We start from the raw sequence: 26,341 nt of genomic DNA on the forward strand, positions 1-26,341 counted from the left end.
TAGGGGAGAGTAATGCTAAGTCAATATTGAATTGATTAACTTCGTTGTTGTAATACTGAATCTTGAATTTTATCAAGCCGATCCAATGTTGGAGCCTCTCCATATAGTGTGAGAGGTTCCACTATTTCTGCTTTATAGACTTGGTAGTCATAGTCAGTAACTCTCCTCCCATGAAGAAGGACTACAACACCGACATGAGCATCACCAACTTGGACAGTCATTGTGTAAGGAGCCACAACTTCTTGTTCAGTTATATACTTATCGCTGTATGGCTCTTTTCGTGCTTTAAAGCGAATAGCTTCAACTTTGTTTTGGATGATAGCCGCTAGGCCATTTAACGCATGCCGACTATTATAAAGATCATCTAACGTAGTAAGTGAATTACCGTCAATTTCAAAGCTATTTTTAAGAACTTTAATGGATTCGACGACGCATAATGTGTCTGCAAATGGGTGATTAATTGCAACTTCAGCGCTAATTGTTCTTTTCTCTTTCTTGAGTTCAGTATCAAGAAAGAGTGTCTTATCTTTGTTTTCTTGAGAGAAAAGAGTAAAAAATCGTAATGCTTCATCTAGTGGTACTTCTTTTTCTGTTGTGAAATGCAATAGACTGTCAAACTGGTTTTCAGATACATTAACTAACTCTATGGAAAAAAGCTCTGTTCTGAAGTAGAGCGAATTTATACTAGTAGTTAATTGTGGCATCTTTACAAATTGACCATCAAAGATAAGAGCAGGAGAGTATTCACGTGTTTTGAAGCGCAATTGGCATTCGTCAATGATATTAGGAAGCACTTCAATTTTGGCTACATCTGATTTCTTTTCAACTATTGCACCGTTTGGTAAGTCAAAGCGGTTATCTTTCAAGATAGTATTCTTAATCTCAACTTGTGAGGATAATCCAACAGCTGCTTCAAAGAAGTGTTGAGCCACTTGTTCCGTAGAGGCTTCGAATTGAAAAATAAAGCCATTAGCTCCATACCCAACGGTTTCTGTTAATTCGTCTTTATTTTTCTGGTATTCAGCCATACCATCAGGAACTAAGCTGATAATTCGTTCACGTAACGCAATACCATCATCTGAGTTCAGTTTGTGTTCTTCACCATATCTAATCCATAGCTTGATTTTGTGTAATGGTTCAGGATTGTCTTTAATATGCTCTTCACGAATTCGCTTAAGAACTCGTGAAATGATATTTTTATCTATGTGGACGAGATAGGAGTTGTCAAGCGTGGGGGCTTCTTTACCTTTGAATTCGTAGAACAGTATAAAAGCGGGGGAGGTATAATCAACGAGTCTTTTTAATGCTGACAACTTGATTCGAACGCCACCATCTTCACGGAACGTTGACTTAACTTGAATCTTGCATTCTATTGGCTTTGGCTGCTTATCTTTAGGTTTATCGGACTTGAGGTAAGGGAACTCAATAAGATGATCCCAACCCATTTTATCTTCGTGGAGTGATTCGTTTGATGTTAGTCTTGCTGCATCACACCACTCGGTTAGTTTAGTTTCACCCAAGTTTCCGATATTCACATCACCTTCTTCGAACTCGTAGTCAGCCATTATTATTCTCCGATCCTAGTCAGATATTCATTCTACGCCTAATTATATGATTTGTTTATTGAAAAAATCATCCATAAGCTACCTTATTGTTGATTAATTTGATCTTCCCAAGCCATAGCCTTAAACCAGTAATTATGCCATTCTTGTAATCAACCATAATTTGTTACGGTTTATATACACTCATCAACTAACTTCTTGCTCTGGCCTGGTGGTGAGTTACCCGTCTGGGTCGGGTCTTGATTCTTAGCCTTCATCTTACTTTTTCTAATCGAACTAACTAAGCCACAGCATTCCCTCTAAGTGATTTTTGTCCACAAGTGTGCTGAGACTTTTGACTGCTGTTCACTACAAACCTAGTTAGTTATGATTTGAGTAGCCTTATCTTATCAGTCAGCTCGTCCGTTACGCCCGCACCGTACCTACTAGATAAATATCTATCACGATAGTCAGCTAGCAGTTCATCACCAGAAAAGTCGCCACAAACCCACCAATGTGAGACGCTCAAAGCATGCGCGTGCGCTCTTAAATGACGAACAGGGTGGGAGTCATCAAGACGCGAGCTACGACTCGTTGTTGAGTCAGGAGCGAGAATGTTGCTATCAAAAACCTTGTTCTCGACAAGCCAACCACGCGTGTACTTACTTAATGTTGGGTATAGCATCAAATTGGCTTCTTCTGCCGCTTTAGCAAGCTTGTGCGCAGATTCAATGTCTATTGAATCTGATTTTGAGCGAAGCAGACTAAAGACATCGATGTAAAGTATTCTCATGCAAACTCCTCATAGTTTCAGGGGATGAGGTGGGGACTAATTTGACGCCCACCTCGTGGTGCGTGGATTGAGTGTCAGAGTTTCATCACTTTCAAAAGTTCGCGATTAGCTCCGTTTCCGTGTTTCATTGAAAAGTCGCCTAGTTTAAGAATTTTAGTCGATGAACGAGAACAATAATCGCACTCAGGGATATCATCAATCAAGCAGACAGAAATCGGAGTTTGCTGAGTAAGTTGAGACGCGAAGATCTTTACTTCGACATTTAGACTGCAATGTTCCGTTTCTGCGGTTAGTGTGTTCGTCTCGGAATCAAACGTCATCGACTTATACCGCCCAAATCTCGAAAGGATTATGTAAGCGGCCATTTCGGTGGCATCCTTGGGAAGTAGAAGGCTCGTTCCACATTTGAAAATGATCGATCTGGCGGAGTGCCCTCCAAGTTCCACTTCAAAGTCTGAACTGAGCATCAATCCACTCATATGATTAGTTCTTATTTCTTCAACGAAGTGTTGGTAAATGAAGTAAGGCAGTTTGATAGGGGCTTCATACTGAAGCCCGTTATCTACTATCCAGTTTTGAAGCGTATAGTCCCCGAGATTTAAGAGCGATTTAAAGTGACTGATGCCGCCTAAAATGCGTTGTATGCTCTTATAGCTGTAACCAAGGTTTTCAAAGTCAGGGTCTGTGAGATAAGGTGATTCATGAAGCAACTGAATTGAAGTGTCGATTAAGCCGATTTCCGACTCTGTAACTCCTCTTTTTAAAAACTGTTGCATGTCGATACTATCTCGATACGACGAACCTTCGAGCAGCGCAGTTATGATATCCATACGCATTTGGTCAGTTAACTTAATCATGAGATACCTCCACTTTCAGATCAAACTTAGCTACAGCTTCAAGAAGTCGATTAACTTTTAACTTCTTACCGTACCGTCCAAATGTCATGTTAGGGTTGGTATGTCCAACAAGTTCAGCGACGACATGTTCCGCTTCGTCTGCAACTTTCAGTTGATCAATGAAGGTATGACGTAGTCCATAAGCGGTCGGTCGTTGTCCTGGCTTCATACCAATTTCAGTTTGTACTCGACCAAATTGAGTTCGATATGTCTTTGTCCAGTCTTTATCGGCGGACAGTGGGTTATATCGAAAGAGAGGGCGGTTGATACGCTTACTTCGACTACGAACAAACGCAATGAAGTCCTCGCGAATATGCGGATGAATAGGGATATAGCGAACAGCATGGGAGTTTTTTAGATGTTGATATTCCGACTTATCATTGACGTGCAGACACAAGATTCCTTCAATCTCAGTAATATCATTCGTATAGAACTGACACGCTTCTCCTGTCCGCAGTCCATGATAAAGCTGGAGACGAGTAACCCATTGAAAGTCGATTGATTGACTAAGAAAAGCCTTGCTAGTTAAAATCTTCCTAAGTTCTGATTCAGTCCATCGATCCCGCTCGGTGCTAGCGTGTCGCTTAGCTCTAAACTTGGGTGAGACTTTATCTGCTGGGTTATGAGATATGTAGTCCATCTGATACAGCCACCCGAAAAACTGCGTCGTTGAAGCAAAGTAGTCTTTGTTTGTCTTCATTGAGCGCTTTTCACTGTGAAGCTGAGTTACATATTGCATGAATGTAGCTGACGTAATGTAGATAGTGTTATTACTGTGAGCAAAAGACAGGAAATGAGATATGCGCTGTTCGAGTTGATGTACAGTCAGCGCTCTGACGTTCTCTACACGCTTTGATGCTAAGAACTCTCTGAGCAAGCTCTCTACACTGTAGAGCGATATGGGATGCTGGTCAGACGGGGGATAAGGTTCTAACGTATGAAAATCGATATGATCGAGTTCTGGGAAGTCAGAATACCCAGAAGTTTTTTGCTCTTGAATGGAAAACTCAGTCTGTTGATTTTCATCATAGTTATTGCGTATCGATCTGACTTGCTCTCGTAGCGCGAAGGTAAAAGTTTTTGCGCTGGGTACAGTGCTTTTAGATGCTGTATGGAAAGCTGCTCGGATGCACTGAGCAATCTCGAAGTTACGCTCGATTGCTAATTGTCTATTTCGAGTGAGTAAACTGAATTTGAAATCGTATGGATAGCCATGAGAGCGAAGCTTTTTCGGAGCGCAGATGCGGGTTTGATATACGCCATTGGGCGCTTTTTGTAAGTACATTGTCTCACCTCTCTGTGGGATAGGTGATTTGCAGTACGATAGATACGAAAAAGCCCTTGTAAAACAAGGGCTTAATGCGTAAAGAATAGTGGCGGAGGGATAGGGATTTGAACCCTAGAAGGGCTATTAACCCTTGCCGGTTTTCAAGACCGGTGCTTTCGACCACTCAGCCATCCCTCCGTTGTTGCTGCGTATATTAATGTGCATCTTACTCTTTGTAAACCCTTTTTAATTCAAAAAATACCAATTAATCATCGTTGGGTTAAGAAGTGAGCTGAGATGTCTATTACTTATACAAAAGTATCTAAAAACCCCAAGTATTACTACTTGGGGTTAAATAATGGTCGGATATACTGGATTCGAACCAGTGACCCCCACTCCCCCAGAGTGGTGCGCTACCAAGCTGCGCTAATATCCGATGGGAGTAATTTAAACGATCAGTTATACGATGGTCAATACTGTTTTATACATAAACCGTTGTTTTACTGACTTTTAGAGTAGAAACGTTGTAGCTCGGTAAACCCTTGCATCAGTATTGGTAAGCGAGGGTTTTTATCGTCTAGTTTCTGATAATCTTGATTATAAAGGCTGTAATTGCCAAATTTGTCGACGACCGTGGTTTCCTTAGCGGTGATCAACGCCAGTTCTCTGGTATCTCCGGCAATGATCCACTTGCGCTTTCTTTCATCAAACAGGTTACGTCCACTACTGTAGTTCTTAGCATTAGTGGAAACACCGCTTAAATCCTGCATGATGGTCACAGGGACATCAAGATGGCTAGTCATGTGAGTGTAATCAGCGGCTAGCTTTCCAGGCCAGTGTATGACTAAAGGCACTTTCAATTGATACTGGCTGTAATTGGTATTTGATCCCCAACTGCGGCTTTTCGTTTCGTTAAACTCAGTGCCATGGTTGGAAGTGAGAACTACAATGGTATTGTCCAACAACTTTTGGTCGACCAGTGTTTGCAGTATTTTGCCAAATTCAAAGTCAGCGGCAGTTGCTGCGGCCGAATACGCGGCAATAAACTGCTGTTCAGGCGACAGGTTTGCTTTCACAGGTTGATAATTGTCAAAGCTATCAACCGTGGTCAGTTCTATATAACTAAACCAGGGTTCACTTCCATCATTAATGAGGGATTGCTGCCATTGTTCAATGGCGGCATTATCGTTAATAGGGGTTTCTGAGGCGGTGCCATCGGCATTCTTAGAGAGATCGCCCCAAGGGTAGTTCCTAAAAATGGTATCGCGATAAAGGTCATCTTCGAAGTTGTCGCCGCTAAAAAGCTTGAACGCATACCCTTGCTTTCGAAGGGTCGACAAAAATAACGGAGCCGTGCCTTGCGATTTAATGCTACTCGCATAGCTGGTTGGAATACCATACATCAGGCCAAATACACCAAAATCATCGTTACTTGAACTGTAATGATTCAAGAAATTTTGGTTATTGAGTGAAAAACCATAACTGACAGGCATTACTTGCGGTGACAGCATGTCACTTCGTAAATTATTGATACTGACGAACAGTACATTGAGGTTTTCAGAGCGACGATTGAACTCAATTTCAGACAGCGGGTAAGAGACGAGATCGACAGCGCCTTCGTTGTCTTTTAATTTCTGTAAGTACTCTTCACGATCAAGCAGACCGTGTTTCTCCATAAATGACTTGGCGGTCATAGGATAAGAAAGTGGGAAATTTGCTTTTTGCACAGTAATCGGGTTGTAAAAATAGGCATCAGCCCAAATGAAAATCAGATGACTGGAAATAAAACATAGGAAAAATAGCGCCGAAATAGGGCGACCTACATGAGTATGCGAGAGCTTCCTCTGTTTGCGCCATACCCATTCTGAAAGCGCAAGTTGGGCGAGAAAAATAGGCGGTAAAACAATGAAGAGGTGCTGCAAGTCACTGCTTACAGGGCTACTTTCATCCCCAAACAACAGTTCCCAAACCACAGGGGACAAGTGTAAATTGATCGTTTGATAAGCTTGCGTATCAATGAGCAAAACGGTTAAGCCGAATGTGGCAAAACAAACGGAAATTAATCGGAACAGTTTTCGAGACGGAATAACAAAAGTTAGCGGGAATAGTATGAGCAAATAGAGCGCAAATACTAGAAAGCCAAAGTGCCCAATCCATGAGGTCAGAAGATAAATCTGACCAAATAGAGTGTCCGGCCACGGAGACGCAGAAATATAGCGAGTACCTACTAGCATCGCTGCAATGATATTGAAGAACGCGAACCAGTGTCCCCAACCTACGAGTCGGGAGACGCGCTCACCGTATGAATTTCCGCTATCTACCATTTGCCGTTATTAATTCCGTGCCTAAATTAGTATTGTTCTTACGCTTCTACCGAAGAAATCAAAGCTTTAGAGAATTTTTCCGCAATTGCAGCTCGTTGTGAAGGCGCAACATCGTTATTTAAGACATTGGTTGCGATATTTCCTGCAATCATTAATGAAAGTTCGGCGCCAGCGCCGTGTTTGTCAAGAACTGCTGCGATTTCGGTTAAAATTTGTTCTACTTGTTGGTCGGTGTATTTCGATGTAATTGGCATAAAGACTCTGCTAATGATAATGAAAGCGGCTTATGATACCCTACAATGCATCACAAACGAACCAGCAACGATAATAATTTCACTATGAGTTTGAACCTATCTAACGTTATTTTACACCAGTTAGCGATAAATGAGCAGGAAGAGCTAACTGTTCACTATCGCGATGAGCTACTTCCTAATGATAGCTCAACGGAAAACCTTGTGGCTGAGCTGCATCGTGTCTTTAATGCAAAGGCGGGGAAGGGCTTTGGTGCATTCAAAAATGATAGTGATTTTCAGGTATGGCTAAACGAGCTAAAAAATGGTGAAAAAGATTTTTATACGTTCTCTCAAGACAGTGCGCAACGTCTAAAAACCGAGCTTGCCAAGTACCCATTTGCCGATGCGGGCACGCTAGTAATGGCGCAATATCAATCGCTTGCCACAGAGTATTTGTTCATTGGATTATTGCCGTCGTATAGCAGTTTGCAAATAACCGAAGGTTTGAACATCGGTGCTATCGATTATCTAGATATCGGTAAGATGGATATCGTTGCTCGTATTGATTTGACTAGTTACGACGTCGATAAAAACTCCAATCGTTATTTGACGTACATTAAGGGTCGTGTTGGTCGTAAGGTCGCTGATTTCTTCTTGGATTTCTTGCAGGCTGAAGTTGGATTAGATACCAAACAGCAAAATACAATTTTGATGCAAGCGGTGGAAGACTTTTGCGCTGACGCGCAACTTGATAAAGAAGAGACCGTTAGTTACAAAAAACAGGTGTATGAGTACTGTAACGATCAGCTAAAAGCGGGTGATGAGGTACAGGTTCGAGAATTGTCGGGAGAGCTCCCTGCCAATGAAGGTTCTTCATTTCTTGATTACACGCAAGAGCAAGGTTATGAATTGGAAGAGAGTTTTCCAGCCGACCGCTCAACCGTGCGTAAGCTAACTAAGTTCGTTGGTGCGGGCGGTGGCTTGAATCTCAGTTTTGACAGCCTTTTATTAGGTGAGCGTGTTTTTTATGACCCAGAAACAGATACGTTAACAATCAAAGGCACACCACCTAATCTGCGAGATCAGTTGAGTCGTAATCGTTAACGTTCTAACATTGTTTGTATTAAGCGTTACTGTTAGGTAACGCTTTTATTATTCGTCATACCAAGGAAGGGCTGTCGTTGTTGAACTACCGTAAGTCTTTATTTCGTTGCACTATTTTTACTATATTGGCGTGGGCTGTTATCGTTGCGACCGTCCTACAAGGATCGTTTAAAGAAGAACAAGCAACAAAACTAGTTGATGAAATTTCAATTAGCATCGATAAACTCCGTCAAGTCCTATTTATTTCCCAACCCTATCGCGCCAAAGTGACCCAGCAGATTGAGCTAGACCTACAGCTTATTCATGCTCAGACCATGCAGTTAAAAGGCGTTGTTCAGTCTGGTATGTCAACCGACCTTACCCATACTGTTTATCTTCTAGAGCGTTTTGTTGAACAGGCACAGCAGCTTTCTCATGACGAGACCCGCTTACAACAATTTGTCCATAATATTAGCGTGGGATTACCAAACCTGACGGCAAGCGGGCAAGTTCTGAGTAATGAGTTGTCGTCTATTGTGTTAGAAACCTTGTTTAATGATTCACTTGAAGCTCGTCAAGTTTATCTCAAGCTGGAGAGCATTCAGAGAGCGGCTTACCAGCTACCCCCCCAAGATAAGCAAGCCCTGTTATTACTGAACTCTCAAGCGTCAGTGCTGCTGGGTAAAACGGCGAATACTGCATTTTTGCTCGATCGTGTTGTCAACCATCCAGTCCTTGCTGAACTAGCGAAGCAAAGACAGCAATCTGAGATGTACTTAGGACGGCAATTAGTGAATTTGTCTATTGTGAGTTTGGCAGCTTTATTTATTTTAGCGGTGATTAGCGCAAGGATGGTTAGGGTTAAAAAGCGAGACTTACTAAGCATGCGTTTGAGCAGGCAAAAGACAAGTGAGCCGCACTTGCAAGCAAAGGTGACCAAAACGCTTTCAACTGACAACGTCGAACCCAAAGGTAGCTCTTGTCGCACAGAGAATGCATTTGAGATTGAGCAAGCCCCATCTAGGGATGTTGATAACGAGCAGGCAGTCGAGGACGTTCTTGATGTGGTGAAAAATCCACGGATGCCATCAAAAAAACCGACGTCATCTAAAGACATTGGGGGTGTCCCCATTATTAACTTTGACACGATGTTAAGTACTTTAGATGGCGATAAAGAGTCAGTATTGATGCTTCTTGAAGTGTTTATTAATGAACACCGAGATGATGTAGAACGATTACAGAATTTGCTCGAGCAGGATATTCAGTCTGCAACTCGAATAGCTCATACCTTAAAAGGCGTCTCCGGGAGCATCTACGCGGAGGCATTGCATCAAGTCTCTACTGAGGTGGAGAAAAAACTAAAACAAGTGGAAGTGGTCCCAAGTGAGCTCATTGAAACACTTAGAGAAAAGCTGAGTAGTGCTGTCGAGTCAGCCGAAGCTTACATTAAACGGGAACAATCCTAAGATTGTCGTCGCAACACACAAAAAATCGGTGATAAATATCAATAGCTAACGTGAATCTTACGGTACTAGGTTATAATTAATTCTCTATCTAAATGTGTTTTTATTGTTGAGGTTGATTCATGGGCATTGTGCGGTTTATTCGCAATGTAGGGCTTTATGTCACGCTTATTTTACTCGCTGGTTGCTCACTGTTAGAGGTGAAGCTAGACAGTCAGACGACACCTTTAACTAAGCAAGAGCTTAATATGAGGCTGATGACTCGAGAGTACAGTCGTGAGTTTTTCACTCAAGTAGAAACAACCGCCGATACGCTAGCCACTCTGTATCCTGAGTCTGACGTGATCAACCAGTCTTATATTTTACTTTGGAAAATACACGCAGAAGAAGGATTGCAGCAGGCTGCATTTCAAGTGTCGCCAACCGCAGGCTTGATCGATTCTTGGGTGTTTACCACACAAATGGCACATTTTTTTACCGATGGTGAAGGTCAATCGCTTTTTGCTAGTCAAGATGCCATGACCGCTTCACAAGCGTTAAGCCAAAGTATTGATCAGCTAGCTCAATCATTGTTTAAGGGCGAGGCCTATCAAAGCAGTAAAACGTTTGTCGATAAATTTGCCCGCTTACACCCCTTTGAAACCCTGTCTTTTGCCAGAACGCCAGCGTACCGAGATTGGCTAAAAGCCCAAGGTATTGACGAAAGTGAAGTCGCATCAACGTTAGGTACCATGCCTGAAGCTCTCGCGGATGTGTCAGACAGGCTGGCACTGATGTCTGAGCAAACACCGAAACTTATGACATGGAAAGCTCAGCTCATTGCCCTGAACAGCAATGTGAGCGGAAATGACATTCGTGGAGCGTTGCAAAGCTTTCAGATGAGCGCCGACGCTTTTCAAGACTTTGTGAACAACAACCCTGAGTACATGCAAGATCTTGCGCAGAAGATGGCGATTGAGCTCCAGCCTCTATTGAATGATTTTGATGCTAAGACTCAAGATAAGTTAACGCAATTAAGTGCGGAGCGTCAGGCACTGGATGTGATGGTCGCTCGAGAAAGAGACGAGCTCATAAAAATGGTCGAGCGTGAGCGTAAAGCGCTCGAGGTACTGGTGAATACAGAACGTCGCTTGTTTGCCGAAGACTTAGATAAAATCTCCCAAGACGTGGTTGCGCTTGCGGTGGATAAGCTAATTCAACTCATTAAGAGCACGATCATCTACTTCATCTTGTTCATATTCGTCATTTTCTTCGCGCCATTAGGTTTAGGTTACTTCTTAGGCAAAAAAGTACAACAGAAGAAAAACAACAGTTTAGAGTCTTAAGTGCAGAGCCGCCTGGCGGCTCATGCGTTGATACTCTGTTTTGCTGATATGGCAGTGTTTTGTGTAAAATCACCATTAAACTGGTTGGGTTTGTTAAAAAATTACTCGGATATTGGAAATTGCGCTTGTTTTCTTGTCTCGAAAATTTTATAGATGGGGGAAGCATTTTAAATATCACATGGAGAGTAATTGGATGAGAGTTGGTTTAGTCGGTTGGCGTGGCATGGTTGGGTCGGTATTGATGCAACGCATGGTCGAAGAAAAAGACTTTGATGTAATCGAACCCGTATTTTACAGCACTTCTCAAATTGGTATCCCTGCGCCTAATTTTGGTAAAGATGCGGGACTACTTCAAGATGCCTTCAATATTGATAGCCTCAAGCAGCTAGACGCTATCATTACCTGCCAAGGTGGCAGCTACACTGAAAAAGTATACCCTGCGCTTAAGCAAGCGGGTTGGAAGGGCTACTGGATAGACGCCGCTTCAACGCTTCGCATGGAGAGTGACTCTATTATCACTCTAGATCCAGTTAACTTGACACAAATTCAAGAAGGCATCCACAAAGGTTTAAATACCTTCGTTGGTGGTAACTGCACGGTAAGCCTAATGTTACTGGGTCTTGGTGGCCTGTTTGAGAAAGGACTGGTTGAGTGGACCAGTGCCATGACTTATCAAGCGGCTTCTGGCGCTGGCGCAAAGAACATGCGTGAGCTGATTGGCCAAATGGGTGTGGTGAATGACGCGGTGACTTCAGAACTGGCAAACCCTGCGAGTTCAATTCTAGATATTGATCGTAAAGTTGCTGACACTATCCGTTCTTCTTCTTTCCCAACCGAACAGTTTGGTGTGCCACTTGCTGGTTCATTAATTCCATGGATTGATGTGAAACGCGAAAATGGACAAAGTAAAGAAGAATGGAAAGCCGGTGTTGAAGCGAACAAAATCTTAGGTTTTCAAGATAACCCTGTCGCGATCGATGGCACGTGTGTAAGGATAGGCGCGATGCGCTGTCACGCACAAGCCCTGACGATTAAACTCAAGCAAGATGTCCCAATGGATGAAATTGAAGAGATTATCGCGACTCATAATGATTGGGTTAAAGTCATTCCTAACGAGCGCGATATTACGGCTCAAGAGCTAACGCCGGCAAAAGTAACAGGAACGATGGCTATCCCTGTTGGTCGTCTTCGTAAAATGGCAATGGGTAACGATTTCTTAAACGCTTTCACAGTGGGTGATCAACTGTTGTGGGGTGCTGCTGAGCCTCTAAGACGTACGCTGCGTATCATTTTGTCGCAACGATAATTTCCTTGCTACACACTACTCATAGATTAAAAGCGCCGTAAGGCGCTTTTTTTATGGTCATTATTTAAAAAGAAACGCTGTCAATTACTCGTCAGGGTTGATGATCCTTTTCTCGGGCTCGGCAAGTTCACTGCCGCAATGTTTGCAGTACAGTGCGTCACTTTCATGACCCGAATGGGAACAGTTAGGGCATTTAACGAGATTTCTATGTGCATGCATTTCGTTATTAAGCTCCGCGGTAATAATGCCAGTTGGAACGGCGAGAATCGAATAGCCGAGCAGCATGGTGAGTGATGCAATGGCTTTACCTAATGGGGTGGCGGGCACTAAATCGCCATAACCGACAGTAGTGATAGTCACAATAGCCCAATAGATACTTTGCGGTATGCTAGTAAAACCGTTTTCAGGTCCTTCAATGACGAAAATCAACGATCCAAAAATGGTGACCAGGATGGCGACACAGCTAAAAAAGACCAATATCTTTCGTTTCGCCATCAAAAGAGAACGCAATAAGATATTGGAATCTTTGAGGTAGCGAACCAGCTTCAGGACTCTGAAAATTCGCATCACACGAAGTAAACGCAGTACGCCCATGAAGGAAGCGCTTGGGAATAGTAACGCAAGATACGTAGGTAATATTGACAGGAGGTCAACCACACCATAAAAGCTTTTGGCATAAGCTTTGGGTTTCGGGGAACAATAGAGTCTTAGTAGGTACTCAATCGTAAAAAGTGCAGTGAAGGCATACTCTAGTTTTTCTAATGTTTCTCCCCACTCTACCGCGACATTAGGAAGGGAGTGCACGACTAGTACGGTAAGAGACATCAAAATAGCGATGATCAGTGCGACATCAAATGCCCAACCCGCTTTAGTGTGCGTACCAAATATGATGATGTAAAGCTTATGTTTGAATCTATGGTCGGTCATTAGCAATGTAACAGGCTGAAAAGATTACCTACTATTATATACCGCTCTAACGATAAAAGGTATTTGGCTCACTAATCAGACGCGATTAGCGAGCCACCTCAATCATGCTAACCCAGGGAATAGGGCGCGCAGCCCGTTTGCCATGAACTCAATGCCGAGTGCGCCAAGGATAAGACCCATGATACGAGTAATGACGTTGATACCCGTTTGTCCTAAGAAACGAACAATCAAAGGCGCTGAACGAAACAATAACCATGAACACAGTGCAAATAGTGCAATGGTAATAATAATGCCTATCGTCTCTAACATGTTGGGATAGCGAGATCCATAAACAATCGTCGAGCTAATGGCACCAGGGCCCGCCATCAATGGCATCGCCAGTGGCACCACGCCAATTTGCTCTTTACTAATATATTCTGACTTTTCTTGTTTGTTCTGCTTATCTTCGCCTAATTTTCCCGACATCATCGAAAATGCAATGCTAAGTAATAACAGACCGCCAGCGACTCGAAATGAATCTAATGAAATGCTGAACATGTCCAGTAGTACTTGCCCTGCAAGCAGGGAAACAATGAGGATAATCGCGACAGCAATATTTGCCGTTGCGGCGGTTTTATTTTTCTCCTCCGGGGACATGTGTCCTGATAGAGAGACGAAAATAGGCATGATGCCAACAGGGTTAACCGCAGCAACCAGACCAAGGAAAAACTGTAAGTAGATAGCAAATTCGATGTTATTCATGTGGATGTTCTTCGAGGAAAGAGGTTTAAACCTAGCGCTTGACTCAGCACCAACTCAGCACGCGCTAATGTACGTCAACCACGGCTTTTTGGCGAATGAAAAATACTAACGGATCGCATAAAAAAAATGCCAAGAGTCGCATTCATTTTTCTTACGTATAAGTTATGACGGATTATGAAGAGTTATGTCTATTTTTATGGGGGCAGATAAAGAAAGTGTGCGCGAAGTGTTAACAGATACTCAGATTTTAATAAAACTCTAATATCTTATGGATGAGTTGCCTTGTGTGTATATACTATTTGTAGCACGGATTCGGTGGTTTACTTGATGAAATCGTACGAAAATGAAACTTTTTTACATTTTTATGAAGATTTTTTTAAAAAACTGTTTGATTGCTACTTTTTTAATCGCTCTGTTTTTAGGGTTTTATTTGTTTAAAAACAGTAAGTTACTGGCTATTACACTTAATGGTTACTACTAAGTGGGTAAATTACTTTTCAGAACTGATCTGAGTCAATTTTTTTCACGTCGCGAAATATTATACTCAGCCATGAAAGCAATTTACTAAGTAGAGTTGAACTGCCAATGGGTAATTCATTAGTTTGAGCAGCTAACTTACTAAAAAGTTTTTAGTTTTTTATTTTTTATTTTTAGGAGATTCATTATGCCTGTAACTAATTTAGCGGAACTAGATGCTCTAGTAGCACGTGTTGAAGCCGCGCAAAAAGAGTTCGCAACTTACTCTCAAGAGAAAGTTGATGCGATCTTTCGTGCTGCATCATTAGCGGCGAACCAAGCGCGTATCCCGCTAGCGCAACAAGCTGTAGCAGAGTCTGGCATGGGTATTGTTGAAGACAAAGTAATTAAAAACCACTTTGCCTCTGAGTTTATCTACAACAAGTACAAAGATGAAAAGACGTGTGGCATTCTTGAAGAAAACGAAGAATTCGGCACAATGACTATCGCTGAACCTGTTGGCATCATCTGTGGTATCGTTCCAACAACGAACCCAACGTCAACAGCAATCTTCAAATCTCTTATCTCTTTGAAGACTCGTAACGGCATCATCTTCTCACCACACCCACGCGCTAAAAACTCAACGAACGACGCAGCAAAACTTGTTCTTGATGCAGCAGTAGCGGCAGGCGCACCAAAAGACATCATTGGTTGGATCGACCAACCTTCTGTTGAGCTTTCTAATGCGCTAATGAAGCACGATGGTATTGCACTTATCCTTGCTACTGGTGGTCCAGGCATGGTTAAAGCTGCTTACTCTTCTGGTAAGCCAGCAATCGGTGTTGGTGCTGGTAACGTTCCTGTTGTTATCGACGAAACAGCTGATATCAAGCGTGCTGTTGCTTCTGTTCTTATGTCTAAGACATTTGATAACGGTGTAGTTTGTGCTTCTGAGCAAGCTGTTATCGTTATGGACGAAGTCTATGACGAAGTGAAAGAGCGTTTTGCTACTCACAAAGCTCACGTATTAAGCAAAGCAGATGCAGACAAAGTTCGTAAAGTCTTGCTCATCGACGGTAACCTAAACGCGAAAATCGTAGGTCAACCTGCAACGGCTATCGCTGAAATGGCTGGTGTTAAAGTGCCTGCAGATACTAAGATTCTTGTGGGTGAAGGCATTGGCGAAGTATCTTACGATGACGAATTCGCTCATGAAAAACTGTCTCCAACTCTAGGTATGTTCCGTGCGTCTTCTTTCGAGAACGCAGTTGAGCAAGCCGTAACAATGGTAGAAATTGGCGGTATCGGCCACACATCTGGTCTTTATACTAACCAAGACACTAACGCAGACCGTATTCGTTACTTCGGTGACAAGATGAAGACTGCACGTATTCTTGTAAACATCCCAACGACTCACGGCGGTATCGGTGACCTTTACAACTTTAACGTCGCGCCTTCTCTGACTCTTGGTTGTGGTTCATGGGGTGGTAACTCTATCTCTGAGAACGTAGGTCCTAAGCACCTTATCAACAAGAAAACTGTAGCGAAGCGAGCTGAAAATATGTTGTGGCACAAACTACCTAAGTCAATCTACTTCCGTCGTGGTAGCCTTCCAATCGCAATGAGCGATCTAGAAGGTAAGAAGCGTGCATTCCTAGTGACTGACCGTTTCCTATTTAACAACGGCTACGCAGATGAAATCGTTAAGCTACTTAAAGCTCAAGGCATTGAAGTTCAAACTTTCTTTGATGTAGAAGCGGATCCAACACTGTCTGTTGTTGAGAAAGGTGCTGAAGCAATGAAGAGCTTCCAACCTGACGTTATCCTAGCACTAGGTGGCGGTTCTCCAATGGATGCGGCGAAGATCATGTGGGTAATGTACGAGCACCCAGAAACTCACTTCGAAGAGCTAGCAATGCGCTTTATGGACATCCGTAAACGTATCTACAAGTTCCCTAAAATGGGTGAGAAAGCTGAACTAGTATGTATCACAACAACATCTGGTACAGGTTCTGAAGTAACGCCATTTGCCGTTGTAACTGACGACAAAACAGGTGCTAAGTACCCGCTAGCGGACTACGAGCTAACGCCAAACATGGCTATCGTTGATGCCAACCTAGTGATGAACATGCCTAAGTCTCTAACAGCATTTGGTGGTTACGATGCAGTGACTCACGCTCTAGAAGCTTACGTTTCTGTTCTAGCGAACGAATACTCAGATGGTCAAGCGCTTCAAGCACTTAAGATGCTTAAAGAGTACCTACCATCAAGCTACGCAAACGGCGCAGCAGACCCAATCGCTCGTGAGAAAGTACACAACGCGGCAACTATCGCTGGTATCGCGTTTGCGAATGCTTTCCTAGGTGTGTGTCACTCAATGGCTCACAAAGTGGGTGCAGAGTTCCACGTACCACACGGTCTTGCTAACGCGCTGCTTATCTCAAACGTTGTACGTTACAACGCGAACGATAACCCAACGAAGCAAACAGCATTCTCTCAGTACGCAAGCCCACAAGCTCGTCGTCGTTACGCTGAAGTTGCCGACCACCTAGGTCTAAGCCAAGTTGGTGACCGTACTGCTCAGAAGATTGAACGTCTACTAGCATGGTTGGAAGAACTGAAAATTGCTCTAGATATCCCGCTATCAATCCAAGCTGCTGGTGTTCCAGAAGCGGATTTCCTAGCGAAACTGGATCAACTGTCTGTTGAAGCGTTCGATGACCAATGTACAGGTGCTAACCCACGTTACCCACTAATCAGTGAGTTGAAAGAAGTACTAACGGCTTCTTACTACGGTAAAGCATTTGTTGAAGGCGAAACATTCGAAGGTACGACTGTTATTAAGAAAACAGAAGACCAGCCTGCAGCTAAACCTGCGGCAAAAGCGAAAAAGCAAAAAGCTTAATTTCGAACGTAGTTTTCGCTAGCACGGATACTGCATCAAAATAAGCAAGATCGGGAAAAGATTAAGCCCCCTCTTCGAAAGAAGAGGGGGCTTTTTTATCAATGGAAGGCGTCTTTTAAATACGACAGCCTTGATACTACTACCTTGATACTATTGCCTTGGTACTATTGCCACATTACTCTACTGGTTAGGCCTCTGTACTGACAACTCGGCCGCTGAAGTAATCATTGGTGACTATGTATTCTGTTGTACGGGTCAGCTCGTCTTGTATCTCCGCCCAATGCCCGGAAATATTAAAGTTGTGGCTCTTCATGGGAATGACGCCACCAACGCGCACATTATGAGGTTCAAGTTCTTTCGCCCAGCTTTTAGTAAATCCAGACACCATGGACATAGTATTGTCTAAATCACTTAGGTTTTGATTAGGTTCTTGAGCGACGACATTCACAATGACGCCAGACTGTCCCTGAGACATTCTTTCCGCGGCAACTTGCCCAAACATGAATAAACTGGATGCCAGTAACGAGAACTGCGTAATGAACTGCCGCCCTGAAAGGGTATCGGTTAAAGATTGCCTCGGTAGTGAAAGCCAATGATTGACGAGTACATCAGGTACTTGCCCCGATTTTTGTTCAACCACATCAAATAGACATTCGATACTAGGTATAGAAATGTCACTAATTTGAATCTTTTCGACTTGATGCGTCATATCTTTGCAGCGGGCATAGGTGTTTTGCAGTTTGGAAGCATTAGTGTCACACAAAAAGACACGGGCTCCTAAACGAGCAAAATGGATCGCTAACATGGCGCCTAGCGTAGTTCCAGCAGAGGTAATCAGCACTACCGAGTCTTTGATTATCATAGAATCTCCGAAAATTGGTTTCGGGCAACCTAAAAAGGCTACGTCAGTGATGTAATAACTTGGTATACAAACTGTGCATTAGTTGTGAATATCGTCAAGATTTTCTATATGCATGAAGATTGATTTGGTTAAATTTGCAGCAAATCACATTGCGTAGTGCATGAATGTTGATTGTTGCAGCCAATAATCGTATTCACTAAGACTTTACAGGCGAACGGAGATTTGATCTTTACGGTAGGCGGTAGAGAGCTTGTTATAAAGTACATCGACTTGCTGAGGATTAGGCTTACCATTGCCTAGTTGTCTTCGAGTGTGCCCAGATAGGTTTTGATAGACGTCTTCTGACAAACCCTGGGTATGTGTTGGTTGAAAGCTTAGGGGCTCTGGAGAGCTATAATGGTGAAGTTTAGCACTGGCGAGACCGCCTTGATGAAATTGATGTGCAATGGCCGCTGAGTTGTCATAGTCATCTAGGCTCCCTGTTAGCTTTTGTGCAGTAGGGACATCAAATCTTTTCTTCAATAGCGCTTCATCAGTGGTGGAAGAGTCAATCTCTTCCATAACGGATGTTTCTCGAGAGTCACTGCTCAGCATAGAAAGTAACAAGGCAAAATCTGCACGTCTACCTTGGACCACAGCACGGCTAAGTGATGTACCACATTGTAGTTCGTTGATTAAGTGTGCTTTGTCTAACGTATGAATTTGCATAGTATCCTCGATGGTCAATAGAGTTATCGGCAAGTCGAGGGTTCACTTTAGTGCTTTCTTGCGCAAGTGAGTGTTTTCTTACGTGAATACAAAAAAAGCCTGCGTGAGCAGGCTTAATATCTTTAGTCGTATAGTATTAGCGGTTAATACTACTCACTATCGATGTCAGATTATTGAGCTAGGTTCTTCTCAACGAAAGACCAGTTTACCAGAGCCCAGAAACCATTCATGTAATCAGGACGCACATTGCGGTAGTCGATGTAGTAAGCGTGCTCCCACAAGTCAACCGTCAATAGAGGTGTTACGCCGTCTTCAGTAAGCGGTGTAGCAGCGTTAGATGTATTAACGATATCTAGTGTGCCATCTGCTTTTTTCACTAACCATGTCCATGAAGAACCGAAGTTGTTGATCGCTGAATCAGTGAACTTTGCTTTGAATTCTTCAAAAGAACCGAACGCAGCATTGATTGCGTCTGCAACAGCGCCAGTTGGTTCGCCACCTGCATTTGGAGCAAGACAGTGCCAGTAGAATGTGTGGTTCCAGATCTGTGCAGCGTTGTTGAAGATACCGCCAGTAGATGTCTTAACAACTTCTTCTAGTGTTTTGCCTTCAAACTCAGTACCAGGAACAAGGCCGTTAAGCTTAACAACGTAAGTGTTGTGGTGCTTACCGTAGTGATATTCCAGAGTCTCTTCTGAGATATGTGGTTGTAGCGCGTCTTTCGCGTACGGTAGTGCTGGTAGTTCGAATGCCATTGCTCGCTTCTCCATTGAGTGAAATAAGGGGCTAACCCTATGATTGCTTCCAATTTATTTTATATATGAGTCAATGTGTTGACTGACTGTTGGTTATTTTAGCAAGTTTTTACTTTATTAAAAGAGTTATGTCCGATTTTCTTGCATTGCATTTGTGTCTGCCAGATACCCAACGCACCTTTAATACCAAAACGAGCTTGATAACGTCACGAATTGTGAACGTCATTATAACCTTATAATTATTGTGCTTTTTATTCTGCGCCGATTCGCTAGAATGTGAACACATCCGCAGTACTAGTATTTCGAGGAAGCAATGGAAACTATCGATAAAATCAAACAGCAAATTGAAGAAAACACGATCCTTCTTTACATGAAGGGCTCGCCAAAACTACCAAGCTGTGGTTTTTCTTCACAAGCATCACAAGCACTAATGGGCTGTGGTGAGAAGTTTGCATATGTTGATATTCTACAAAACCCAGATATTCGCGCAGAATTGCCAAGCTATGCACAATGGCCGACTTTCCCACAATTATGGGTTGAAGGTGAGCTGATTGGTGGCTGTGACATCATCATGGAAATGTTCCAGAAAGGTGAACTTCAACCTTTGATCAAAGAAGCAGCAGCACGCAACGCTGGTGAAGCAGAATAATCTGTTTTTTGTCTTAAGCGTAATATGTTTAAGGTAATATGTTTAAGATAAATAGTAAAAAGGCTTGGTTATTGACCAAGCCTTTTTTATGACATTTATTTCTATTGAATATGGCGCCCTCTATCGTTAGAGCACACCACACATAGTATCTTTACAGCACCATTGCCGCAATCCATCCAAAGATGATAAGTGGAATGTTGTAGTGAATAAATGTAGGGACAACCGTTTCCCAAATATGCTCATGCTGACCATCAGCATTTAGACCAGACGTTGGACCCAACGTTGAGTCAGAGGCTGGCGAGCCTGCATCACCGAGTGCTGCAGCGGTGCCGACAAGCGCTACGGTTGCCATTGGTGAAAAGCCAAATGCGAGTGCCAATGGAACATAAATTGTGGCGAGGATTGGAATGGTTGAGAATGAAGAACCAATACCCATAGTGACGAGTAGTCCCACAATGAGCATCAGAAGTGCAGCGAGTGGTTTATTATCACCAATACTCGTTGATAACGCCTCGACCAGAGACTCCACGCCACCGGTTTGCTTCATCACTGCAGCAAAGCCTGCCGCAGCAATCATAATAAAGCCGATCATTGCCATCATGTGAACGCCTTTTGTAAACACGTCGTGTGTCTCTTTCCAAGCAATCACACCACCAAAGGTAAACACCATGAAGCCAGCAAGCGCACCAATAATCATTGAGCCAGAGGTAAGCTGTACGGCGAGTGCCATGACAATACCAACTAACGCAACATAGATGTTTTTCTTGTTAATATGAGTCGGTTCTGGGTCAACATGAGTCAGTTCAGTCTCTTGATATTGGCGAGGCTTACGATAGCTAAAGAATACTGCGGCAAGCAAACCAGTCATCATGCCAACGGCAGGAAGAACCATCGCCATCGGAACTTGAGCGGCAGTGATTGACTCAAGTCCATTGTCGTGCAAATTCTTTAAAAGAATATTGTTTAAAAAGATGCCACCAAAGCCAACAGGTAGGATCATGTATGGCGTGACCAGTCCAAAAGTTAACACACAAGCCACTAAGCGGCGGTCAAGTTTCATTTTAGCAAACACGCCCAATAGAGGTGGAATCAAAATTGGAATGAAGGCGATGTGTACAGGGACGATATTTTGCGATGACACGGTTACCAAAATAAGGGCAATGAGGACCGCATACTTTAAGCCAGTAGCGGAAGCCGCATTTTCTTTACCATGGATTCTTTTGATGACGCTTTGCGCCAATAGATCAGTTACCCCTGATTTTGAGATAGCAACAGCAAAGGTACCAAGCATGGCGTAGCTAAGTGCGATAGTGGCACCGCCACCTAAACCGCCTTCAAATGCGCTGACAGCGTCAGTGAGTGACATACCAGAAACGACACCGCCAACAATGGCACTAAAGGTCAACGCAACGACAACGTTGACGCGCATTAGTGCTAGCAGCAGCATGATGCAAACGGAAATAACAACAGGATTCATATTAAGCTCTAAAAGTTGTGTTTGTATTATTGTGAATCATCGTCAGTGAGTGGCCAGCCACCTAGGGCTTTCCACTTATTAACGATCCGGCAAAATAGCTCAGCGGTTTTCTGAGTATCGTAGAGTGCCGAATGGGCTTCTTTATTATCGAATTCCATCCCTGCTGTTTTACAAGCTTTTGCCAAAACGGTTTGGCCGAAGGCAAGACCGCTTAGAGTAGCGGTATCAAACGTTGCAAAAGGATGGAATGGGACACGTTTCAATTTTGAACGTTCATTCGCAGCACTGACAAAACTATGGTCGAAGTTAGCATTGTGCGCGACCATGATGGCACGGCTACAATCATGCTGCTTCTGTTCTTTACGAATGACTTTGTAGATTTCTTTTAGCGCTTCTTGCTCTGAAACAGCACCTCGAAGTGGGCTAAAAGGGTCACGAATACCAATAAAGTCTAACGCTTCTTTTTCTAGATTGGCGCCTTCGAATGGTTCAATGTGATAGTGCAAAACACTCGCAGGGACAAGATCCCCGGCATCGTCCATTTTTAATGTGATGGCACAGATTTCGAGTAAAGCATCGGTCTTGGCGTTAAATCCAGCCGTCTCTACATCGACAACTACAGGAAAATAGCCACGGAATCGCTTTTTTAAGGTGAGAGCTTCGTTTTCTACAGTCATTTTAGATTTATCAATGGTGACGAAGGTTGCATTATTGCAGATTCTTCGCCTATAACATACCTGCTACTGCATTTAATTTAGCCAATATTAGTGACTATTTATTGAATCTATTCGTCAACTGTCATGCTAACGCTCATTATGTATATTTAGTTAGTGCTAATGTGCGCATATCAAGACGATAAAAATGTGTTGATTGTACGGAAACCAACCAGCGTTTGTTACTTAGGCGTAGTACCAATGAAACTGGCTAGATTTTTGCAAAGTAAACTGGAGTTAGAATTAATAGACAAGATAGCGGCAATCACATGCCGCTGTGTTGTAAGAGTCGAGTTATTTATCTTTATGAAATTAAAAGCCTTATTCACCTTGCCATTGTTATCTTGCTTGCTGGCGCCTCAGGTTGAAGCGGCAATCGAAAAGCGCTACGTGGCCACGCCGACTCAATCTCAATGGGAAATGGTGATGAACACCCCACTGGAATGCCAGTTGGTGCACCCGATCCCTAATTTTGGAGACGCGCAGTTCACCGCTAAAGCGGGTAAGAAAATGAATCTCGACTTTGAACTCAAAATGTTACGTTCAATGGGACAAACCCGAAATGTTAGCTTGGTTTCTCTGCCACCACCATGGCGCCCAGGTGATAGCGCAGATCGAATTTCTAATTTGCAGTTTTTCCGACAGTTTAATGGCTATGTGGGTGGGCAAGCCGCGTGGAGTTTACTTAGCGAACTAGAGAAAGGGCGCTATCCGACGTTTAGTTATCAAGACTGGCAAAGCCGCGATGAACGTATCGAAGTGTCATTGTCCTCCGTGCTGTTTCAAGCTAAGTACAATGTATTTAGTGACTGTATCGCCAACCTATTGCCGTATAGTTTCGAAGATATCTCGTTTACGATCCTGCATTATGATGCCAATAGTGAGCAGCTAAACAAAACATCTCAACACCGGTTGCAACAAATTGCTGAATACGTTCGATATAACCAAAACATCGATTTGGTTCTAGTGTCTACGTATACGGACGCATCGGAAACAAAGAGTGAGAGTCAGAGTTTGTCGGACAAGCGTGCCACAATACTGCAAGATTATTTCCAGTCGCTTGGCTTACCCAAGGACCGAATCCAAGTTCAAGGTTATGGTAAACGCCGCCCAATTGCCGATAATTCATCGCCAATTGGTAAAGCAAAAAACCAGCGAGTCGTCATTTCTTTTGGCCGAACGAACGTCTAATCGTCGCTGTTTCGCGCAGTGAATTGTATGTGATGTACAGTATGGAAAAAAGAAGGCGCACTGAGAAGTGCGCCTTTTTGTTAATAGTTGATAGCTAACAGCTTAAAGATCAGAGCGGCTAAGTTAATTAACCTTCTAAGCCAGCACTTGCTTGCTTGTTTTGAATAAGCTCAATCATGTAGCCATCAGGATCTTTTACAAATGCGATCTGAGTTGTGCCACCCTTGACCGGCCCTGGCTCACGAGTGACATTGCCACCTGCTGCTTTAATGGCATCACACGTTGAATAGATATCATCGACACCAATGGCAATGTGTCCATAAGCAGAGCCTAGATCGTACTCAGTCACACCCCAGTTGTAAGTGAGCTCAATAACTGCACCTTCTGATTCATCACCAAAGCCTAAAAATGCGAGTGTGTATTTATACTCGGTATTTTCATTTTTACGCAGTAGATTCATTCCGATCACATCGCTGTAGAATGAAATAGATTTATCCAGATCTCCCACGCGTAGCATGGTATGTAAAATACGACCGTTTGACATGACATTGCTCCTTAATTGTCTTTGCATAGCCAATACTCGTGTGTATAAACACGGTGACGAGTAATATTGCTTGGCCTATACGTCGGTTTTTTCTTTAAACTCACATAAATCTTCGATGATGCAGCTGCCGCAACGTGGCTTTCTAGCTACACAGGTATAGCGACCGTGTAGAATTAACCAGTGGTGAACGTCTAGTTTGAATTCTTTCGGTACGACTTTTAATAGTTTGGTTTCGACGTCATCAACCGTCTTGCCCATCGCTAACTTGGTGCGATTCGATACGCGGTAAATATGGGTATCAACGGCGATAGTAGGCCAGCCGAAAGCGGTGTTGAGTACCACGTTAGCCGTTTTTCGCCCAACCCCCGGTAGAGCTTCTAGGGCTTCTCGGTTTTCAGGAACCACACTGCCGTGCTGTTCAATCAATATGCGGCAGGTTTTAATGACGTTTTCAGCTTTTGAATTAAATAAGCCAATCGTCTTTATGTACTCTTTTACGCCGTCGACACCTAAAGCCAAGATCGCTTCTGGTGTATTGGCGATAGGGTAGAGCTTGTCTGTTGCTTTATTGACGCTGACGTCGGTGGCTTGTGCTGACAGAAGCACTGCAATCAATAACTCAAATGGACTACTCCAGTTGAGTTCTGTTTCAGGTTTAGGGTTATTCTCTCGAAGCCTTTCTAGGATTTCTCTTCTTTTTATATTGTTCATGACTTGCTAACTTTTTCTTCCGGTGAATAAACGCTCTGTGCTATCTATATTTTGAATTATACATATGTTTTGAATCATACATATACGCTGAATTATATCTATAGTCTTTACAATAATGCCCCAAAACTGGGGCATTATTAGGCGCGATTAATTGGTGACTCTTGCTCGTTCAATCGTTGGCTTTTCTTGTGTCGGTTGACGCATTGCTATTTTACGATCGATGACGTTTTTAAGGGCAATGAGAAAACCAACGCCGATGAAGGCGCCCGGTGGAAGCAGGGCGAGCAAGAATTGGCTATCGAATTGGAATAGTTGAATTCGAAGCGCTAACGCCCAGTCACCCAGTAGTAAGTCGGCGCCGTCAAACAAGGTACCATTACCTATAATTTCGCGCATTGCGCCTAAAACAACAAGAACAGCTGTCATGCCGAGCCCCATCCATAACCCATCGAGCGCAGCTGGCAGTACTTCATTTTTTGACGCAAAAGCTTCGGCGCGCCCAATGATGATGCAATTGGTTACGATCAACGGGATAAAGATACCAAGAGACAAATACAAGCCATACGCATAGGCATTCATGAGGAGTTGCACACAGGTAACGAGCGCCGCGATAATCATGACAAAAACAGGGATTCTGACTTCTTTTGGTACGTAATCACGGATGAGCGAGACAGTGACGTTAGAGCCGACCAGTACCGCAAGTGTAGCCAGTCCTAAACCAAGCGCGTTAGTGATGGTCGAAGAGACCGCTAGTAAGGGACAGAGTCCTAGCAGTTGAACTAAAGCCGGGTTGTTATCCCATAAGCCATTTTTGGCGAGTTGTTTTGATGTGCTCATGATTCACCTCCACAGTTTAGTGGTTGCTTTAATAGACGCGCTTGGTTGGAATGGACAAAACTGACAGTGTTTTTTATCGCTTTGACCACCGCTCGTGGCGTAATCGTCGCACCGGTAAAGGAATCAAATTGTCCGCCATCTTTACGTACAGCCCACTCGGACTCATTATCTTGGGTGACTTGCTTTCCAGCGAAACCCAATATCCAATCAGTGATTCTTAAATCAATTTTATCACCAAGTCCTGGGGTTTCTTGATGCGCCAAGACTCGAGAACCCAAAATGATCCCGTTAGTATCAACGCCAACAATAATACGAATGGCACCATTATAGCCGTCCGGCGCGACGCTTTCGATGGCCATTGCGGTAGGGACACCTGCTTTGGTCGCGATATAAAGTGGCTGAGCTGCGTCACTACCAAGCAAGGGATCGCTTACTAGCGTACAAGAAGCATAGAGCTCGTTGTCGTGAAGATCATGTGGAATAACCTCATTTAACGTTGCCTGCAATTGCGCTCGCTCTTGCGCTAAGATTTGATCTTTTGTGAGATATTGCGTCAATGCGACGACACCGGTAGAGGCGCAAGCGAAGATTGCAAGTATTAGCCCATTTTTACGAATCGAATTTAACATAGTCA

24 protein-coding genes and 2 tRNA genes are annotated in these 26,341 nt (G+C 43.3%); 7 read left to right on the forward strand and 19 right to left on the reverse strand.

Annotation, left to right across the window (positions count from 1 at the left end):
• Positions 1-35 precede the first annotated feature (35 nt).
• From M9196_RS07640 to M9196_RS07675, 8 genes are all read right to left on the reverse strand, one after another.
• Positions 36-1,565 (reverse strand): hypothetical protein, encoded by a 1,530-nt coding sequence (locus M9196_RS07640; RefSeq protein WP_250616942.1) that lies wholly within the window; start codon positions 1,563-1,565, stop codon positions 36-38.
• Positions 1,566-1,926: 361 nt separating this feature from the next.
• Positions 1,927-2,334: a hypothetical protein gene (locus M9196_RS07645; RefSeq protein WP_250616943.1), complete on the reverse strand. Its 408-nt coding sequence runs from the start codon at positions 2,332-2,334 to the stop codon at positions 1,927-1,929.
• Positions 2,335-2,408: 74 nt separating this feature from the next.
• Positions 2,409-3,191: a hypothetical protein gene (locus M9196_RS07650; RefSeq protein ID WP_250616944.1), complete on the reverse strand. Its 783-nt coding sequence runs from the start codon at positions 3,189-3,191 to the stop codon at positions 2,409-2,411.
• Positions 3,184-4,515 (reverse strand): site-specific integrase, encoded by a 1,332-nt coding sequence (locus M9196_RS07655; protein WP_250616945.1) that lies wholly within the window; start codon positions 4,513-4,515, stop codon positions 3,184-3,186. The genes M9196_RS07650 and M9196_RS07655 overlap by 8 nt, the downstream gene beginning before the upstream one ends.
• A gap of 89 nt (positions 4,516-4,604) precedes the next feature.
• Positions 4,605-4,695, reverse strand: a tRNA-Ser gene (locus tag M9196_RS07660).
• 161 nt (positions 4,696-4,856) lie between these two features.
• Positions 4,857-4,933: transfer RNA gene (locus tag M9196_RS07665), tRNA-Pro, on the reverse strand.
• Positions 4,934-4,997: 64 nt separating this feature from the next.
• Positions 4,998-6,821 carry a DUF3413 domain-containing protein gene (locus tag M9196_RS07670; RefSeq protein ID WP_250616946.1) on the reverse strand — a complete coding sequence of 608 codons (1,824 nt, stop codon included), beginning with the start codon at positions 6,819-6,821 and terminating at the stop codon, positions 4,998-5,000.
• A gap of 38 nt (positions 6,822-6,859) precedes the next feature.
• Entirely contained in the window at positions 6,860-7,075 is a 216-nt protein-coding gene (locus M9196_RS07675) for a YejL family protein (protein ID WP_250616947.1), read from the reverse strand.
• 84 nt (positions 7,076-7,159) lie between these two features.
• Here M9196_RS07675 and yejK point away from each other — a divergent pair, with 84 nt between their 5' ends.
• From yejK to asd, 4 genes are all read left to right on the forward strand, one after another.
• Entirely contained in the window at positions 7,160-8,158 is a 999-nt protein-coding gene (yejK, locus tag M9196_RS07680) for a nucleoid-associated protein YejK (protein ID WP_250616948.1), read from the forward strand.
• Between the two features lie 77 nt (positions 8,159-8,235).
• Positions 8,236-9,603: an Hpt domain-containing protein gene (locus M9196_RS07685; protein WP_250616949.1), complete on the forward strand. Its 1,368-nt coding sequence runs from the start codon at positions 8,236-8,238 to the stop codon at positions 9,601-9,603.
• 119 nt (positions 9,604-9,722) lie between these two features.
• On the forward strand, positions 9,723-10,925 hold the full coding sequence (locus M9196_RS07690) for a chemotaxis protein (protein ID WP_250616950.1): 1,203 nt from the start codon (positions 9,723-9,725) through the stop codon (positions 10,923-10,925).
• A 193-nt stretch (positions 10,926-11,118) separates the two neighbouring features.
• A complete protein-coding gene (asd, locus tag M9196_RS07695) occupies positions 11,119-12,231 on the forward strand; it encodes an aspartate-semialdehyde dehydrogenase (RefSeq protein ID WP_250616951.1) in 1,113 nt (370 codons plus the stop codon).
• Between the two features lie 84 nt (positions 12,232-12,315).
• Here the strand turns inward: asd and M9196_RS07700 are convergent, their stop codons facing one another.
• Positions 12,316-13,158 carry an ion transporter gene (locus tag M9196_RS07700; protein WP_250616952.1) on the reverse strand — a complete coding sequence of 281 codons (843 nt, stop codon included), beginning with the start codon at positions 13,156-13,158 and terminating at the stop codon, positions 12,316-12,318.
• Positions 13,159-13,260: 102 nt separating this feature from the next.
• Positions 13,261-13,899 (reverse strand): YchE family NAAT transporter, encoded by a 639-nt coding sequence (locus tag M9196_RS07705; RefSeq protein WP_250616953.1) that lies wholly within the window; start codon positions 13,897-13,899, stop codon positions 13,261-13,263.
• Positions 13,900-14,563: 664 nt separating this feature from the next.
• On the opposite strand from M9196_RS07705, the gene adhE reads away from it, so the two are divergent.
• Positions 14,564-17,260 (forward strand): bifunctional acetaldehyde-CoA/alcohol dehydrogenase, encoded by a 2,697-nt coding sequence (adhE, locus tag M9196_RS07710; protein ID WP_250616954.1) that lies wholly within the window; start codon positions 14,564-14,566, stop codon positions 17,258-17,260.
• Between the two features lie 187 nt (positions 17,261-17,447).
• On the opposite strand, the gene M9196_RS07715 is transcribed toward adhE, so the two are convergent.
• From M9196_RS07715 to sodB, 3 genes are all read right to left on the reverse strand, one after another.
• On the reverse strand, positions 17,448-18,122 hold the full coding sequence (locus M9196_RS07715; RefSeq protein WP_250616955.1) for an SDR family oxidoreductase: 675 nt from the start codon (positions 18,120-18,122) through the stop codon (positions 17,448-17,450).
• A 204-nt stretch (positions 18,123-18,326) separates the two neighbouring features.
• Positions 18,327-18,830, reverse strand: coding sequence for a VC2046/SO_2500 family protein (locus M9196_RS07720; protein WP_250616956.1), 504 nt, complete (start codon positions 18,828-18,830; stop codon positions 18,327-18,329).
• Positions 18,831-19,000: 170 nt separating this feature from the next.
• A complete protein-coding gene (sodB, locus tag M9196_RS07725) occupies positions 19,001-19,585 on the reverse strand; it encodes a superoxide dismutase [Fe] (RefSeq protein ID WP_250616957.1) in 585 nt (194 codons plus the stop codon).
• A 313-nt stretch (positions 19,586-19,898) separates the two neighbouring features.
• Between sodB and M9196_RS07730 the strand changes: the two genes are divergently transcribed.
• On the forward strand, positions 19,899-20,234 hold the full coding sequence (locus M9196_RS07730; RefSeq protein WP_250616958.1) for a Grx4 family monothiol glutaredoxin: 336 nt from the start codon (positions 19,899-19,901) through the stop codon (positions 20,232-20,234).
• 151 nt (positions 20,235-20,385) lie between these two features.
• On the opposite strand, the gene M9196_RS07735 is transcribed toward M9196_RS07730, so the two are convergent.
• Together M9196_RS07735 and rnt are read right to left on the reverse strand one after the other, a co-directional pair.
• Positions 20,386-21,711: a Na+/H+ antiporter family protein gene (locus M9196_RS07735; RefSeq protein ID WP_250616959.1), complete on the reverse strand. Its 1,326-nt coding sequence runs from the start codon at positions 21,709-21,711 to the stop codon at positions 20,386-20,388.
• 26 nt (positions 21,712-21,737) lie between these two features.
• A complete protein-coding gene (rnt, locus tag M9196_RS07740; protein ID WP_250616960.1) occupies positions 21,738-22,388 on the reverse strand; it encodes a ribonuclease T in 651 nt (216 codons plus the stop codon).
• Positions 22,389-22,730: 342 nt separating this feature from the next.
• Between rnt and motY the strand changes: the two genes are divergently transcribed.
• Entirely contained in the window at positions 22,731-23,615 is an 885-nt protein-coding gene (gene motY, locus M9196_RS07745) for a flagellar protein MotY (RefSeq protein ID WP_250617091.1), read from the forward strand.
• A gap of 127 nt (positions 23,616-23,742) precedes the next feature.
• On the opposite strand, the gene gloA is transcribed toward motY, so the two are convergent.
• The 4 genes from gloA to rsxG all read right to left on the reverse strand — a co-directional run bounded on the left by gloA (position 23,743) and on the right by rsxG (position 26,336).
• Positions 23,743-24,159 (reverse strand): lactoylglutathione lyase, encoded by a 417-nt coding sequence (gloA, locus tag M9196_RS07750; RefSeq protein ID WP_250616961.1) that lies wholly within the window; start codon positions 24,157-24,159, stop codon positions 23,743-23,745.
• A gap of 75 nt (positions 24,160-24,234) precedes the next feature.
• Positions 24,235-24,870: an endonuclease III gene (nth, locus tag M9196_RS07755; protein WP_250616962.1), complete on the reverse strand. Its 636-nt coding sequence runs from the start codon at positions 24,868-24,870 to the stop codon at positions 24,235-24,237.
• Positions 24,871-25,017: 147 nt separating this feature from the next.
• A complete protein-coding gene (locus tag M9196_RS07760; protein ID WP_250616963.1) occupies positions 25,018-25,707 on the reverse strand; it encodes an electron transport complex subunit E in 690 nt (229 codons plus the stop codon).
• Positions 25,704-26,336 carry an electron transport complex subunit RsxG gene (gene rsxG / locus M9196_RS07765; protein ID WP_250617092.1) on the reverse strand — a complete coding sequence of 211 codons (633 nt, stop codon included), beginning with the start codon at positions 26,334-26,336 and terminating at the stop codon, positions 25,704-25,706. Before rsxG ends, M9196_RS07760 begins: the two co-directional genes overlap by 4 nt.
• Positions 26,337-26,341: the final 5 nt, after the last annotated feature.

The organism is Vibrio methylphosphonaticus, assembly GCF_023634655.1.
GTDB lineage: Bacteria > Pseudomonadota > Gammaproteobacteria > Enterobacterales > Vibrionaceae > Vibrio > Vibrio methylphosphonaticus.